Source organism: Mycobacterium sp. ACS1612 (assembly GCF_001667505.1).
In the GTDB taxonomy this organism is placed as follows: domain Bacteria; phylum Actinomycetota; class Actinomycetes; order Mycobacteriales; family Mycobacteriaceae; genus Mycobacterium.
Genome location: NZ_LZHZ01000063.1, coordinates 265,049 through 280,986, shown reverse-complemented (window position 1 = coordinate 280,986; position 15,938 = coordinate 265,049). Strand labels below are relative to the sequence as shown.

Below are 15,938 nucleotides of genomic sequence, written 5' to 3'. Positions count from 1 at the left end.
CTCTCGGTGAGCGATCAGTCCTCTGTCAGCGGTGCACTGGCCTGTTTCGCGTCCGGTGTGCGGGTCGAGTCCCTCCCCGACGATGTCGTGCACCAGGTCCTGCGATGCCTTGTCGACTGGCTCGGCTGCACCATCGCAGGCGCGGTGACGCCCGAGAGCGCCCGGGTCCGCGCCGCGATCCGGGCGATGGATCCCGACGGTTCACAGGTCGCAGGCATCGTGGGCACCGCGGAGCGCGCGGCGGCCGGGCAGGCCGCGCTGGCCAACGGAATCGCCGCGCACGTGCTCGACTTCGACGACACGTTCAACCCGGATCGCACCACCATCCACGGCAGCGCCCCGCTGTGGCCGGCGATCGCGGCGGCGGCCGAACTGGTGCCCGTGCCGGGCAAGCTGGCTGTGGAAGCCTTCGTTGCGGGCTTCGAGGTGCAGACTCGCGTCGCAGTCGCTGCCGGGCCCGGCCACTACGACGTCGGCTGGCACGTGACGGGGACGGTGGGGCACATCGGCGCCGCCGCCGCCACCGCGCGGGTGCTCGGCCTTCCGCCGGAACAGATGCTGGCCGCCATAGGCACGGGCGCCACGCAGTCGGCCGGGATGAAGGTGGTCTACGGCTCGATGGGCAAGGCGCTGCACGCGGGAAAGGCCGCCTCCGACGGACTGGTGTCGGGTTTCCTCGCCCGCGACGGCTTCACCTCGAGCACCGTGCCGATCGAGGGGCATCGCGGGTTTCTGCACCTGTTCTCGCCCGATCCGCTGCCCGAGCGGGCCGTCGAGGGCATCGGTGAGACCTGGTATCTGCCACGCGACGGCTTCAAGCCGTACGCCTGCGGCTCGCTGACCCATCCGCCCGCCCAGGCGCTGCTCGAGTTGCGCGCCGAGTACGGGCTGACCGCCGCCGACGTCGCGTCGGTCGACGCCTATGTCCACGACTACGTGAAGACGACAACCGGACTCGCCGAGCCACGCACGGGTCTGGAGGGCAAGTTCAGCATCTACCACGTGCTCGCGGTCGCGCTCGCTGACGGCGCGGCACTGCTGGAACAGTTCACCGACGAACGCGTCGGCGACCCGGCGTTGGTGCGGCTGCGTGAGCGGATCCGTGTGCACGCCGACCCCGAACAGACCAAGGACTCGGCGCTGGTGGTGGTGGCCTTGCGCGACGGTCGCACGCTGCAGCGCCACGTCGCGCACAACCTCGGCACGCCCGACAACCCGATGACCGATGCGCAACTGCAGGAGAAGTTCACCGCGCTGGCCACCCCGGTGCTCGGCCGTGGCCGCACCGACGAACTCGCCGAAGCCTGCTGGAAGCTGCTGGACCACGACGACATCCGCGCCGTGCTGCGCCTGGCAGCGCCAACGGATTAGGCGGCCGCAGGCGTCAACATCTCGCGCAACAGCGCGCACTGGCTGTCGAAAAACCGCTGCGACACATCGGCTTTCGGGACTATACCGTCGAAGCCGTGGAACGCGCCCTCGACGATCTCGACATCGCAGCGCACCCCGGCGGCCCTGAGTCGTTCGGCGTAGGCCAAATCTTCGTCGTGAAACAGGTCCAGGGTGCCGACGCCCAGCCACGCCGGCGGCAGGCCGCTGAGGTCCTCGCGCCGGGCAGGCACGGCAACTTCCGGGTCGGCGCCGCCGAGATAGGCCGACCATCCGTACTTGTTGCTCGACTGATTCCACAACCGCAAGCCGGGGTGGTCGTGATGTCTTCCCACGGTGCGGTCGTCGAGCATGGGATACACCAAAAGCTGTGCAGCCAAAGGGATCTCGCCGCGATCACGGGTGAGCAATGCGAGTGCGGCGGCCAGCCCACCGCCTGCGCTGGCTCCTCCGATCGCCACCAGGTCCGGGTCCACCGACGGCAGTCGCACCAACCACCGCAGCGCCGAGTAGCAGTCCTCCAGCGATGCGGGGTAGGGGTGTTCGGGCGCAAGCCGGTAGTCGACCGAGGCAACGATGGCGCCGACTTCGCGCGCATAGCGCCGACACAGGGCGTCGTCCTGGGCCGCCTTGCCGATCACGTACCCGCCGCCGTGGATCCACAGCAGCGCAGGCATCGGCCCGCTCACGCCTGCGGGTCGGAACAGTCGGATCCCGACGCCGGACGCCAACGTGAGCACCTCGACGTCCTTGGGGGTCCGCCGCCAGAGCAAACGCTCCGACGCGCGCAGGAACGGGACAGTGGCCGGCGTGATGATCTGCCTGGGGATGTGGCGGGCGACGCGACGCAGGTCGGGGTGAAACTCCGTGGACACGCGAGAAGTATTACCAGTGGGCGAAGCCATTCAAACTTTCGTTCTCGTCAAAAATTTTTTGCGATTTGTCCGCCGAAACATTTGCTGAATGCAACGATTACCGACATGGGGGCAGTTGTAGGCCGTTCGGACGATTTAAGAACGATAGCCAACTACGTGGAGGGTGCGAGCACGTCTGCGTCGGCGCTGCTCATCGAGGGCGAGGAGGGCATCGGCAAGACCACGCTCTGGCTCGCCGCGATCGAGCAAGCGGCCGAATGTGGCTTCCATGCGTTGTCGGCGCGCGCGGCGAAGGTCGAGGCGGACATGGCGTACGGCACGGTGGCCGATCTGTTCGCAGAAGTCGATGCCGAGGTGCTGACCGGGTTGCCGGAGATGCAGCGGGCGGCCGTCGATCGGGTGCTGTTGCGGGGCAGCAGTGACGCCTCGAGCGCCGACGTGCACTCCGTCGCTGCGGCGCTGTTGTCTGTCGTGCAGAGACTCGGCAGGCGCGGCCCGGTGATGATCGGCGTCGACGATCTGCAGTGGCTCGACGGGTGCAGTCGCGCGGTGCTCGCATACGTGGCGCGGCGGCTGCGGCGGCGCACGGTGCTTCTGCTCACCGAGCGACCGGAGCCGGGTGGCGCGAGCGCGGTGTCGTGGCTCCAGTTGGAGTCACCCGACGGGATCCGCCGGATCCAGGTCGGGCCGATGGGCATGGCGGAACTGCACGAATTGCTCGCTGTGCGGTTGGGCCGGTGTTTCCCCCGCCCGACGATGCGGCGCATCATCGAAATCTCGGCTGGCAACCCGTTCTTTGCGCTCGAACTGGCGCGCGCCATCGACAACGGATCGTCCGGCATCGAGGCGGAGCTCCCGCGAACGTTGGCCGACCTGGTGCGGATCCGCGTGGAGGACCTCAGCGAGGAGACCTGGCGAGTGCTGCTTGCCGCTGCCTGTGTCGCAGACCCGACTGTCGAGGCGCTTGCGCGCGCGACCGGGACGCCGGTGCGGCGAACGCTGGAACTGCTCGACGACGCGGAGCGCCATGGCGTCATCACCGTGCACGGCAACCGGGTGCACTACCGCCATCCACTGTTGGCCAGGGGGGTTTACTCCACCACCGCACCGGCGCTGCGGCGCGAGATGCACGGCAGGGTGGCCGACGTCGTCACGCAACCCGAGCTCAAGGCCCGACACATGGCCCTGGCCGCGTCGACCGCCGATCCCGAATTGTTGCGGGCGCTCGACAAGGCGGCGTGTTCTGCGCGGACCAAGGGTTCACCCGTTGCAGCGGCCGAATTGCTGGATCTGGCAATCAAACTCGGCGGCGACACGCCATCGCGACGACTTCACGCGGCGGAGAACCACCTTCGGGCAGGTGACGCCGCGCGGGCCGGTGACCTGGTCGCTCCCGTGGTCGACCAACTGCCGCCGGGTCCTCAGCGGGCTTTCGCGCTGAACCTGCTGGCCGGGACCACGGCGTTCAGCAGCACCGTCGACGAGGCGGCGGCACTGTTGAAGCGTGCCGTCGACGAGGCCGAGGACAGCCCGCAGATGCTGCTCCCGACGCTACTCGCGCTGTCCTTCGCGCAGAGCCTCGCGGGCTTCTACGACGAGGCGTTGCAGATCGCCAAGCGCGCGGTCGGTGAAGCCGAGGAAGTCGGTGTCCCCACCTTGGTCAGCCAGGCCCTGGCCAACTACGCGACGATCAATGCGTTGGACGGCAACGGGATTGACGAAGCGGCGCTGGACAGGGCGCTCGAATTGGAGGACCCCCGCCAGGACGTGTCGGCGCCGTTCATGGCCAGTGCCGCCAAGGCCCAGCTGTGGGCGTGGACCGGCAGGCTCGACGAGGCCCGGGTCGATTGGGAGCGGGTACGGCGGCGCTGCATCGACCATGGGGCCGACAGTGACCTCATCTTCGTCGCCGTGCACACCGCGCTGGTCGAGATCTGGCGAGGCCGATTCGTCGACGCGCGGCACGTGGCAACGGAAGCCGTCCGCCTCGCAGAGGAACTCGGTGGTGACCAGATGGTGGCCGTCGCCAAGACGATGCGTGCGGCCGCGGCGGCGTACGTGGGCCGGGAACGCGATGCACGCGCCGATATCGAGGGTGCGATGGCGGCCGTCGAACGCTGCGGCACATCGCGGTTGGCGTACTGGCCGATGTCCGTCCTTGGCTTCCTCGAAGTGTCGTTGGGCAACCACGTCGAAGCGGCAGCGGCGTTGTCGCAGTGCTGCGACGATTTCCCCGACATGCCCGGCACCGAAATCGTCACCGCGTCATTCATGCCGGACGCGGTCGAGGCGCTGATCGCGCTCGGCAGGCAGGCCGACGCCGAACCGATGATCAAGGCGCTGGAGCACAACGGCGTACTGCTGGACCGGCCGTGGATGTTGGCGGCCGGTGGGCGATGCCGGGCCATGATGCTGGCCGCGCAGGGCGAGGTCGAAGCGGCGGAACGGGCTGCGCGCCAAGCACTTACGGAGTTCGGCAGGCTGCCGATGCCGTTCGAACGGGCCCGCACCCAGTTGTTACTCGGTCAGTTGCAGCGGCGCAGGCGCCAGAAGGTGGCGACCGAAGCGACGCTCGGCGAGGCGTTGCGGGCGTTCGAGCAGATGGGCAGTGCGCTGTGGGTGCAGCGCACCCGCGCCGAACTGGAGCGCGCGAACGTCGGCCCGACCCGCGGCGCCGACCTCACCCCGTCCGAGCGGCGGGTGGCAGAACTCGCGGGGGCGGGCATGACCACCGCCGACGTGGCGGCGCGTCTGTGTGTCAGCCCGAAGACGGTCGAGGCGAACCTGACCCGGATCTACCGGAAATTCGACATCCACACCCGCGCCGAACTCGGCCGGATCATGGGCACATCAGGTCAATAGCGTCTCGAAAGCGATGCGGTCGCCCCGATACAGCGCGCGAACCAGTTCGATGGGCCGCCCGTCGACATCGAGAGAACGCCGGTTGAGCAACAGCATCGGCATCGCCGTGGTCGTTTCGAGCAGTGTGGCTTCACGGGGCGAAGGCAGCACTGTCTCGATGCGCTCGACCGCCGAACCGAACTCGACACCCGCGGCTCGCACGGCGGCATACAACGATGTGGCCGGGTCGAAGGTTTCGGCGAAGGAGCTGAACCGGACCTTGGGTAGGTAGGTGCTCTCCAATCCGATGCGCTGGCCGTCGTCACGAGCCCTCGCCGCAGCCTGCAGCGCGTGGTCGAGTTCGTCCACGGCTTCCCCGTCCCAAACGCCGCGCAGCGAGCGCCGCATCGCACCGACCTCTTCGAGAACGACCGTGCCGCAAGCACAGTGATTGGTCTATACCAATTCTTAACCTGTTGTTCGGCCCGGGCACACCTCGCCTCCAGGCGCCCTTGAGCTGACTCGGACATGTTCAGCACCATGCGGGTGACGATCGTGGGTGGAGGCATCCTCGGCACTATGCACGCCGCAGAGGTGATCGGCCGTGGTCACGAAGTCGTGCATCTGGAGCGTGAAGCGGAAGCCCGCGGCGCGACAGTGCGCAACTTCGGACTGATCTGGGTGTCGGGCAGGGCCACCGACGAACTGGCCGCAGCACTGCGTGCACGGGAACTGTGGGAGAAACTCGGCGCCGACATTCCCGGTGTCGGTTTCCGTGCTGCCGGATCCTTGACGCTGTCGCGGACGCGACGCGAACTCGATGTCGCCGAGGAGGTCGTCGCACGTGCTGACGCGGAGGGCCGTGGTTTCACGTTGCTCGACGCCGAGCAGGTGCGTGCGCTCAATCCCGCGCTGCGCGGCGATTACCTTGCAGGATTGCACTGTTCGCTCGACGCCGTCGTGGAATCCCGGCAGGCGCTGCCCGCGATACGCGATCACATGGCGGCCACAGGGCGCTACAGATTTCTTCCGCATACCGAGGCACGGTCCGTCGACGGCCAGCTCGTCATCGACGATCGCGGGCATCGGCACGAGGGCGACCTCGTCCTGGTCTGCGCGGGTGCTGCGCACGGCGGCCTGGTCCGCGAGTTGGCGGGCGATCTGCCGGTGCGCCGCGTACGGCTGCAGATGATGCAGACCGAACCGCTCGGTGAACGGTTCACCACCGCCATCGCTGACGGCGACAGTTTCCGCTACTACCCCGGTTACGCAGGTCCTGCGCTACATACGCTGCAGCGCAACGAATCACAGACACCGGTCGCGCACGAACATCGGATGCAGCTGCTGTGTGTGCAGCGCTTGCACGGCGGCCTGACCATCGGCGACACCCACGAATACACCGAGCCGTTCGCGTTCGACGTGTCGGAGGCGCCGTACGCCTACCTGGCCGACCTGGTCGAGCAGCTTCTCGGCCGCAGGCTTCCCCCGATCCGCCAGCGGTGGGCCGGTGTCTACAGCCAATGTGTCGACCCGCATCAGTTGGTGTGCCGGACGTCACCCGATGACGGCGTCTGGGTGATAACCGGCCCTGGTGGCCGCGGTATGACCCTCGGCCCCGCGCTGGCCGAGCAGACGGCCGACATCATCGGCCTTTGACGCACGGGAACGCTGTGCAGCACAACCAGATTCAGCTAGCCGTCATCGATATGGCGGGCACCACGGTCGCAGATGACGGGCTGGTGGTCGCCGCGTTCGACATGGCTGCCACCGCGGTCGGCGTGCCCGAGTCCGGTCCCGAAAGAGATGCCGCGCGTCAATACGTGCTCGACACCATGGGCCAGTCGAAGATCGCTGTTTTCCGTGCGCTGTTCGGCACCGAAGACCGCGCACAACAAGCCAACGACGCTTTCGAACGTGCCTACGAAGGGCTGATCGACGAGGGTCGGGCCGAGTCGATAGCTGGAGCGGCGGACACCGTTACCCGTCTGCGTGACAACGGTATCCGGGTCGCGCTCACCACCGGATTCAGCGGAACCACACAGGAGAAGTTGTTGGCCGCCCTCGGCTGGCAGTCGCTGGCCGACCTGGTGCTCGCGCCAGGAGGAGGAGTACGCGGCCGGCCGCATCCGGACCTCGTGCTCAGTGCGCTGATCCGGCTGCAGATCGACGGCGTTGCCAACGTCGCGACGCTGGGCGACACCAGCAGCGACATCGAAAGCGGGCGCCGGGCCGGGGCGAGCGTTGTCGCGGGAACGCTGACCGGCGCGCATGACGCGCAGCGCCTGCGGGCGGCGGGCGCCACCCATGTCGTCGAGTCGGTCTCCGCCTTCGCAGATCTGGTCCTGCACTACCGAGAAGAGAAGAAATCATGAAGCCAGGCCTGATCTTCCGCACCGTCGCGCTCGCGATGGTGGCGGCTGTCACCACGTTGACCGCGGCATGCGGCGGTACAGGCTCGTTGGGTTTGAGCGGCCTCGGCCGGGTTCGCGGCAGGGCCGCATTGCGTTGGCACCTAGCACTTGTTCGCAATCTGAGGCGGTGTGAAGTACACCGGAATGTCGCCAAGGCCATTGTTCGCGAATAGCTGGCAGATGTCTTGTGCCGCAGCGAAACTCGCGATGTGCCATTCGAGCGGCAACCCTTCTTTCTTGGCGAGGAAGCGCTGCCGTCTCGCCTCGCTTAACAAACAGCGCACGCGTGTCAGTGGCATGGATTGAATCGAACCGCAGAAGTACTTTGCCTCGACGAGCATCCCGCGCCGGTAGCCGTCGAAACTCGCCATCACACGGCCGTAGGCGACCTTGAACTCCATGATCTCTGCAGCGGCTGGTCCTGGAACACCGGACGGAGTTCCATACTGCGGGCGGGGACGTCATATCCGAAATGACGCGCACCGGAGGAGTCCCCGACAGTCGCACGTCTTGGGGCGCCTCCGCGAGGGAGCACTACTTGAGCAGCGGGTCGCGCGGCAGCCCGAGGATCCGCTCGGCGATCGTGTTTCGGGTGATCTCCGACGTACCGCCCGCGATGGTCATCGCCCGATTGCCGAGATAGCTGCGCAGCAGCTTCGGCGCCTGGCCGGTGACCGCCGCAGACCCCGACAACTCCACGCCGAGTTCGGTGATCCGCTGACCGGCCTCGGCGACCAGCAGCTTGGTGACGTTGCCCTCCGGTCCTGGCTCCGCACCCGCGATGGCCCGACTGGCCCGGCGCAGATTCAGCAACCGCAAGGTGTGCGTCTCCGCGATGCACTCGCCCGCCCGACGCACGTAGTTGGCCGCGGCGGGGGAGGCGTCGAGCAGCTTGATGAGGTCCTCCGGCGTGAAACCGGACGCGCCGCCGGAACCACCGCCGATGGAGATGCGTTCGTTGCCCAGCGTCGCGCGCGCCACCAGCCACCCCTTGTTCACATCGCCGACGACGTCGTCGTCCGGTACGAACACGTCGTCGAAGAACACCTCGTTGAAGTGTGAGTCACCGGTGATGCCGCGCAGCGGATTCACCGTCACGCCAGGGGCTTTCATGTCGATCGCCATCATCGTCACGCCGGCGTGCTTGGGGGCGTCGGGATCGGTGCGCACCGTCGCCAGACCCCACTGGCAGTACTGCGCCAGACTGGTCCACACCTTCTGACCGGTGACCCGCCAGCCGCCGTCGACCTTCTTGGCGGCCGTGCGGACCGCGGCGGCGTCGGAGCCCGCGCCCGGTTCGGAGAACAACTGACACCACATCACCTTGCCTCGCAGCACGGGCTCGACCCAGCGTTCACGCTGATCGTCGGTGCCCGCCTGCGCGATCGTCAGCGCCACCCACCCGGTGATGCCCATGTCCGGTCGTTCGATGTTTGCGAACTCCTCCTCGATCACCAACTGCTCGAGCACATCGGCGGCGCGGCCCCACGGTGTGGGCCAATGCGGCACCAAGTAGCCGGAATCGACCAGGAAATCGCGTCGCTTGTCCTCTGGGAGCGACTGCAATTTCTCGACCGCCTCCCTGGCCTGGCTGCGGTACGCGTCGGCCTCGGGCGGCAGCGTGAACGACGCGCCATGGGCCTGACCGCTGCGCTGGCCCTCGACCACGTCGAGCAGCGGATCGCCGGCCTCCTCCATCAGTGCGGCCAGCGTCCTGGCCCGCCGCAGATACAGGTGCGCGTCGTGCTCCCAGGTGTACGCGATCCCGCCGTGTAGCTGAATGTTGTACTGCGCGTTGAAGACCTGCGTGCGCATCGCGTGTGCCGCCGCCACCGCGGCGGGGAACCAGGCGCTGTCGAGGTCGTCGGCGCGCGCGGCGTCCCACGTCGCCGCGGTGGTCTCCTCGGCGTTGACCAACATGTTGGCGGCATGGTGCTTGACGGCCTGAAAGGTGCCGATGGTCCTGCCGAACTGCTCTCGGACCTTGGCGTATTCGACGGCCATGTCGAGCACCGCCCAACTGACGCCCACCGCCTCGGCCGACGCCAGGATCCGGAACACCGTGCGTGCCTTGCGCGCGGCACCGCGAATGACCCGGTCTTGGTCGACTGCGACCCCGCGCAGTGCGACCGATCCGACGCTGCGGGTGGGGTCGAGCGATTTCGACGCCGTCACGGTGATTCCATCGGCTTTCGCGTCAACGATGGCGACATCCTCACCTGCGGCGATCACCAGCACATCGGCGTCCGGCGCGGCGAGCACCGCTGGGCTCTCACCGGTGAGCACCAGGTCCGAGCCGATCGTGACGTTGCCCGACAGTGCCAGCGCGCCGACGCTGGTGCCGTCTGCCAGTTTTGGAAGAACTTGCGCACGAACGCTTTCGGATGCGCAGCGGTCGATGACCACCGCAGCCGCGACGGACGGAAGGAAAGGGCCTGAAGACAGTTCGCGACCCTGCGCCTCCACCACGATCGCCAACTCGGCGAGCCCGAAACCCGACCCGCCGTACTCCTCGGCCACGGCGAGGCCGTTCCAGCCGAGGTCGGCGCCGGCCGACCAGTTCTCCGACGGATGCGTCGATTCGTTGTCCAGCGCGGCGCGCGCGACGGCGCGGCTGTTCAACCGGTTGAGTTGGCCGAAAGCGGCTTCGGCCAGGTCGGTGTGTTCCTCGGTGATGGCGAGAGCTGACTTACTCACGGTGGAAGTCCCCTGAAGCGTGTTCGACGTTTGCAAACCGAAGCTAACCCGCGGCGCCGTGACCGCCTATAGACGTGATACAGGTCACAAGACGATCTTAGAGGTCCGGTTAGTAGACATCTTCACGATGTTGTCGTTTAGCGCTGGGCGGCCGGGGTACAGTCGCGCAATGACGGCACGACCGGACATCCGGTATCCAGGCCCGACGCTGTGGACTCGTGCCCGATGGTTGCTGAACGCAGGTCCGTCCGACTATATGCTGGCCATGAGCGTTGCGTCTGCTTCCCTGCCCGTGATCGGGAAACACCTTGAGCCCCTTGGCGCGGTGACAGCGATGGGCGTCTGGGGCTATCGGCACGTGCCCGATTTTCTCGGCGCGACCGCGCGTTCCTGGTTCGAGCCCGGCAACGCAGAACTGCGCCAGCAGGAACGCGATGCCACCAACACCGTCACCGAGGCAGCACTGCGCGGCGTCGTAGCCGCCAAGGACCTCGCGATCGACTGGCCGGCGCCCGAAAGCGTCCCGCCGCTGTGGAAGTTCCGGCAGCACCGTAGAAACGTGCACCGGACGTCGGTCCGCTACGGCAACCTTCCCTCGCAGTTACTCGACGTGTGGCGCAGGAAGGATCTGACCGCCGAACCCGCACCCGTGCTGCTGTTCGTGCCGGGCGGGGCATGGGTACACGGCAGCAGGATGCTGCAGGGCTACGCGCTGATGTCGCACCTGGCGGAGATGGGTTGGGTCTGCCTGTCGATCGACTACCGGGTGGCGCCGCACCATCGCTGGCCTGCACACATCACCGACGTCAAGACGGCGATCGCGTGGGCGCGCGCCAACGTCGACAAGTTCGGCGGCGACCGCAATTTCGTTGCGATAGCGGGATGTTCGGCCGGCGGACACCTGTCGGCGCTGGCCGGTCTGACCGCGAACGATCCCGCGATGCAGGGCGACCTGCCGGAAGGTTCGGACACCTCCGTCGACGCCGTCGTCGGGATTTACGGCCGCTACGACTGGGAGGATCGGTCGACGGCGGAACGGGCACGCTTCGTCGACTTCCTGGAACGCGTCGTGGTCAAACGCAAGATCGCCAAACACCCCGACGTGTTCCGCAAGGCGTCGCCGATAGCGCGGGTGCACGAGGACGCGCCGCCGTTCCTGGTCATTCACGGCACCGGCGACAGCGTCATTCCCGTCGAGCAGGCGCGCAGTTTCGTCGAGACGCTGCGCAAGGCGTCGCACTCGGTGGTCAGCTATATCGAGTTGCCCGGCGCCGGGCATGCGTTCGACATGATCGACGGTGCCAGGACCGGATCGATGGCAACTGCAATCGGCCTGTTTCTCAACCAGATTCACCGCAACCGATCGCTCACGCGGGCCAAGCAGGTGATCTAAGCTTCCCCCACAGGGAGGAGCGCGGTGAAAAGGCTTAGCGGGTGGGACGCTGTGTTGTTGTACAGCGAGACGCCCACCGTGCACATGCACACCCTCAAGTTGGCGGTGATCGAACTCGACGATCTCGGTGGCCGCAGCTTCGGCGTCGACGAGTTCCGCAAGGTGATCCACGGTCGGCTGCACAAGCTGGATCCGTTCCGTTATCAACTCGTCGAGGTGCCCGGCAAGATGCACCATCCGATGTGGCGCGAGAACTGCGAAGTCGACCTCGACTACCACATCCGGCCGTACCGGGTGAAGGCGCCAGGCGGTCGTCGTCAACTCGACGAGGCGGTCGGGGAGATCGCGAGCAGTCCGCTGGACCGCACCAAACCACTGTGGGAGATGTACTTCATCGAAGGCTTGGCCAACGGCAGGATCGCGGTGCTCGGCAAGATCCACCACGCCCTCGCCGACGGGGTGGCCTCGGCCAACCTGCTGGCCCGCGGCATGGACCTGCAACAAGGCCCGCAGAACGACCGCGATTCGTATGCCACCGATCCGGCGCCGACCAAAGGCGAGTTGTTGCGTTCGGCGTTCGCCGACCACATGCGCCACATCGGCCGCTTCCCCGGCGTGGTGCGCTACACCGCGCAGGGCATTCAGCGGGTCAGGAAGAGTTCGCGCAAGTTGTCGCCCGATCTGACGCGACCGTTTACCCCTCCGCCGTCGTTCATGAACCACCGCGTCGATGCGCAGCGCAAGTTCGCCACGGCCACATTGGCGCTCGCCGACATCAAGCAGACCGCCAAGCACCTCGGCGTGACCATCAACGACATGGTGCTGGCCATCTCGGCCGGAGCGCTGCGCGAACTGTCGCTGAAGTACGACGGACAGGCTGACCATCCGCTGTTGGCTTCCGTCCCAGTCAGTTTCGACTTCTCACCGGAACGCATCTCGGGCAATTACTTCACCGGCGTGATGATGGTGGTGCCCATCCACCTCGACGATCCGCTGGAGCGGGTGCGCACCGTGCATGACGGGGCGGTGGACGCCAAGGAGGCGCATCACCTGCTCGGCCCCGAACTGGTCAGCAGGTGGGCGGCGTACTTCCCGCCGGCGCCCGCGGAGCGGTTGTTCCATTGGCTGGCCGACAAGGACGGCCAGAACAAGGTGCTCAACATCCCGATCTCGAATGTGCCGGGTCCGCGTGAGCCGGGCCGGGTCGGCGGAGCGCTGGTCACCGAGATCTACTCCGTCGGCCCGCTCACCACCGGCAGCGGGCTGAACATCACGGTGTGGAGTTACGTCGACCAACTCAACATCTCGGTGCTCTCCGACGGGGCGACGCTGGCCGACCCGCACGAGTTGACCGAAGCGATGGTCGCGGCCTTCGTCGAAATCCGGCGTGCGGCGGGGCTTTCCGAGGAGCTGACGGTCGTCGAAAAGGCTATGGCGCAGTAGCGCTGTCGTTTGATACGTCTGCGCGGGTGGCGTGCACCCAGGACAGGAACGTCTCCACTGCCTGGGCGGTGTAATGCCCCCGCGGTGAGCCGTAGTAGAAGTCGAACGCATGCTGGGCGTGCGGGATCTCGGCATAGGCGACGACGTTCGTCGATGTCTCCTTCATCGCGGCCGCGAACTCGCGTCCCTCCGCGATCGGGATGATCGAGTCGTCGGTGCCGTGCAGGATGAATAGCGGTGGGGCGTCGGGCCGTAATCGCATGATCGGCGACGCGTCGACGTAGATCTGCTTGTGCTCGGCGATGCGCTTCTTCACCACAAACTTCTGCAGAAACCCGATGAACTCCCTGCGGCCGCTGCCCCTGGCCGTCACCCAGTCGTAGCGGCCGTAGATCGGCACCGCCGCGGCCACCGAGGTGTCGGCGTCTTCGAATCCCGGTTGATACTGCGGATCGTCGGGCGTCAACGCAGCCAGCGCGCACAGGTGTCCGCCCGCCGATCCGCCGGTGATCGCGACGAAATCCGGGTCGCCGCCGTACTCGGCGATGTTCTCCTTGACCCACGCCAGCGCGCGTTTCACATCGATGATGTGGTCGGGCCACGTGTGGCGCGGGCTGACCCGGTAGTCGATCGACACGCAGACCCAGCCGCGCTCGGCGAGATGGCTCAACAGCGGATAGGCCTGCGGTCGCCGCATGCCAATAGCCCACGCGCCGCCCGGCACCTGTAGCAGCACCGGCGCTTTACCGTCGCGGGGCAGGTCGGCCCGCCGCCAGATGTCGGCTAAGTTGGCCCTGCGGTGCGGACCGTAGCGCACCGTACTGGCTTTTTGGACGTAGCGGCGACGGACCAGTTCGCTGGGCCACACCCCGATCATCCGACGTGCCGTGGCCGGTTGCGATTGCGCCGCGATCCGCTCGTAGTCATCGCCCAACGTCTGGCGCAGCGGCTCCTCGAAATACGGTTTGGACGCGACGTTGCGGCGTTGGATCAGCCAAAGCAGCGCCCACGCGATCACGGTGAACAGCAACGCGATTCGGCCCCGGGTGCCGCGGAAGTCGCCACGCAGCCCTCGCCGTGCCGCGTCGAGCATCGACGCGGCGAGATACACCGCGGACATCTCGGTCGTCGGCCAACCGAACGCGAACACCGGCAGGGTGATGTAGCCCTCGCGGCCGATCGGCCGCACGCCGTTGGCAGCGTTCAGCAGTTCTGCGCAGGCGCGCAGCATCGGGAAGCGTCTACGCACGTGCCGCGCGCTCCTGCAGTTCGCGGCGCACGATCTTGCCCGTGCTGCTGCGCGGTAGTTCGTCGAGGATCATGATTTCCCTGGGCACCTTGTAATTCGCCAAGTTGTCTCGGACATGCTGTTTGAGTACGTCGGGGGTAGCCGCCGCGCCCTCGGTCAAAACCACGAATGCGGCCAGACGCTGACCGAACTGCTCGTCGTCGACCCCGATCACGGACGCTTCCGCCACGTCGGGGTGCGCAGTCAGCGTCTTCTCGACCTCGATCGGGTAGACGTTCTCGCCGCCGGAGACGATCATCTCGTCATCGCGGCCGACGACGAACAGCCGTCCGGCCTCGTCGAGATATCCGACATCCCCCGACGACATGAAGCCGTCGTGGAAATCCTTGGTCTTGCCCGAGGTGTAGCCGTCGAACTGGGTGGAGTTGCGGACGTAGATGCTGCCCGTCTCGCCCCGGGGCACCTCGTTGAAATCGCTGTCCAGGATCCGGATTTCGGTGCCACCGGCCGGCTTGCCCGCGGTGTCGGGCGCGGCACGCAGATCTTGTGGGGTCGCCGTGGCGATCATGCCCGCCTCGGTGGCGTTGTAGTTGTTGTAGATGACGTCGCCGAACTGATCCATGAACTTGAGCACAACGTCGGGCCGCATCCGCGAACCGGAGGCGGCGGCGAACCGTAGTGAGCGCCCGCTGTATTTGTTGCGCACCTCGTCGGGCAGTTCCATGATGCGGTCGAACATCACGGGCACCACGCACAGGCCGGTGGCGCGGTGCCGGTCGACGAGTTCAAGCGTGGCCTCGGGGTCGAACTTGCGGCGGGTGACGACGGTGCACGCCATCGACGCCGCGAAGATCAACTGGGAGAAACCCCACGCATGAAACATCGGCGCCACGACCACCACGGTCTCCTCGGCGCGCCACGGGGTGCGGTCCAGGATCGCCTTGAGGATGCCCGGTCCGCCGTCGGTGCCACCGGAGTGCTTGGCGCCCTTGGGAGTTCCGGTGGTGCCGGACGTCAGCAGGATGACTCTTGCCTTTTCGCGCGCCTTGCCGCGCTGCCGTCGCGGTTCGCGACCGGCATGCTCGGCGATCAGCTTCTCGACCGTCAGGCCGTCCCGTGGCGCGTCGGTCCAGGCGACGATCCGTGTCGCGTTCGGATTGTCGGCGAGCGCGCGGTCGATGGTGTCGGTGAACTCTTCGTCGTAGATGACCGCGTCCACGCCTTCGCGCTGCACCACTTCGGCCAGTGCGGGCCCCGCGAACGACGTGTTCAGCAGCAGCACGTCGGCGCCGATCCGGTTGGCGGCGATCAGCGATTCGACGAAGCCGCGATGGTTGCGCGCCATCAGGCCCAGCACGTTCGGTGGTCCGCCCGGCAACGCCTGCAGCGCCGCGGCCAGTGCGTCCGCGCGCTGGTCGATCTGCCGCCAGGTCAGCGTGCCGAGTTCGTCGACCAGACCGGGCCGGTCAGGGCAGCGTTGTGCGGCGGCGGCGAATCCCGAAGTGACCGCCATGTTTTCGCGTTGCATCGCCTGCGCGATCCGCAGGTACTTGTCGGGGCGCATCGGCGCGAGCAGGCGGGCGCGACTCATGGTCGCGACGACGCCAAGGGTTTCGGTGAGCCGGTCGGTGATCGCCATG

Annotated in this window: 11 protein-coding genes and 1 pseudogene; 6 read left to right on the top strand and 6 right to left on the bottom strand. The window is 67.1% G+C overall.

Annotation, left to right across the window (positions count from 1 at the left end; genetic code table 11):
* The first annotated feature begins 6 nt into the window (after positions 1-6).
* Positions 7-1,371: an MmgE/PrpD family protein gene (locus A5724_RS26600; RefSeq protein WP_067809288.1), complete on the top strand. Its 1,365-nt coding sequence runs from the start codon at positions 7-9 to the stop codon at positions 1,369-1,371.
* Here the strand turns inward: A5724_RS26600 and A5724_RS26595 are convergent.
* Complete coding sequence (locus A5724_RS26595; protein WP_067809283.1) at positions 1,368-2,294, bottom strand: alpha/beta hydrolase; 927 nt, start codon at positions 2,292-2,294, stop codon at positions 1,368-1,370. The genes A5724_RS26600 and A5724_RS26595 overlap by 4 nt on opposite strands.
* Before the next feature lie 75 nt (positions 2,295-2,369).
* Here A5724_RS26595 and A5724_RS26590 point away from each other — a divergent pair, with 75 nt between their 5' ends.
* Positions 2,370-5,126, top strand: coding sequence for an AAA family ATPase (locus tag A5724_RS26590; protein ID WP_067809281.1), 2,757 nt, complete (start codon positions 2,370-2,372; stop codon positions 5,124-5,126).
* On the opposite strand, the pseudogene A5724_RS26585 reads toward A5724_RS26590, so the two are convergent.
* Positions 5,115-5,495, bottom strand: a pseudogene (locus tag A5724_RS26585) (UTRA domain-containing protein); the annotation flags it as partial. The gene A5724_RS26590 and the pseudogene A5724_RS26585 overlap by 12 nt on opposite strands.
* Before the next feature lie 150 nt (positions 5,496-5,645).
* On the opposite strand from A5724_RS26585, the gene A5724_RS26580 reads away from it, so the two are divergent.
* Positions 5,646-6,761: a TIGR03364 family FAD-dependent oxidoreductase gene (locus A5724_RS26580; RefSeq protein WP_067809566.1), complete on the top strand. Its 1,116-nt coding sequence runs from the start codon at positions 5,646-5,648 to the stop codon at positions 6,759-6,761.
* Positions 6,762-6,811: 50 nt separating this feature from the next.
* Positions 6,812-7,477, top strand: coding sequence for an HAD hydrolase-like protein (locus A5724_RS26575; RefSeq protein WP_067809564.1), 666 nt, complete (start codon positions 6,812-6,814; stop codon positions 7,475-7,477).
* Positions 7,478-7,617: 140 nt separating this feature from the next.
* Here the strand turns inward: A5724_RS26575 and A5724_RS26570 are convergent, their stop codons facing one another.
* On the bottom strand, positions 7,618-7,917 hold the full coding sequence (locus A5724_RS26570) for a hypothetical protein (protein ID WP_067809279.1): 300 nt from the start codon (positions 7,915-7,917) through the stop codon (positions 7,618-7,620).
* A gap of 133 nt (positions 7,918-8,050) precedes the next feature.
* Positions 8,051-10,213, bottom strand: coding sequence for an acyl-CoA dehydrogenase (locus A5724_RS26565; protein ID WP_067809276.1), 2,163 nt, complete (start codon positions 10,211-10,213; stop codon positions 8,051-8,053).
* Positions 10,214-10,382: 169 nt separating this feature from the next.
* Here A5724_RS26565 and A5724_RS26560 point away from each other — a divergent pair, with 169 nt between their 5' ends.
* Together A5724_RS26560 and A5724_RS26555 are read left to right on the top strand one after the other, a co-directional pair.
* Positions 10,383-11,606: an alpha/beta hydrolase gene (locus A5724_RS26560; RefSeq protein ID WP_067809274.1), complete on the top strand. Its 1,224-nt coding sequence runs from the start codon at positions 10,383-10,385 to the stop codon at positions 11,604-11,606.
* Positions 11,607-11,630: 24 nt separating this feature from the next.
* The gene (locus tag A5724_RS26555) at positions 11,631-13,049 is read left to right on the top strand and encodes a wax ester/triacylglycerol synthase family O-acyltransferase (protein WP_067809271.1); all 1,419 of its coding nucleotides are present in this window, start codon (positions 11,631-11,633) and stop codon (positions 13,047-13,049) included.
* On the opposite strand, the gene A5724_RS26550 is transcribed toward A5724_RS26555, so the two are convergent.
* Entirely contained in the window at positions 13,036-14,280 is a 1,245-nt protein-coding gene (locus A5724_RS26550; RefSeq protein WP_067809269.1) for an alpha/beta hydrolase, read from the bottom strand. The two genes, A5724_RS26555 and A5724_RS26550, sit on opposite strands and share 14 nt — an antisense overlap.
* A gap of 10 nt (positions 14,281-14,290) precedes the next feature.
* Entirely contained in the window at positions 14,291-15,937 is a 1,647-nt protein-coding gene (gene fadD12, locus A5724_RS26545; RefSeq protein ID WP_067809266.1) for an acyl-CoA ligase FadD12, read from the bottom strand.
* Position 15,938: the final 1 nt, after the last annotated feature.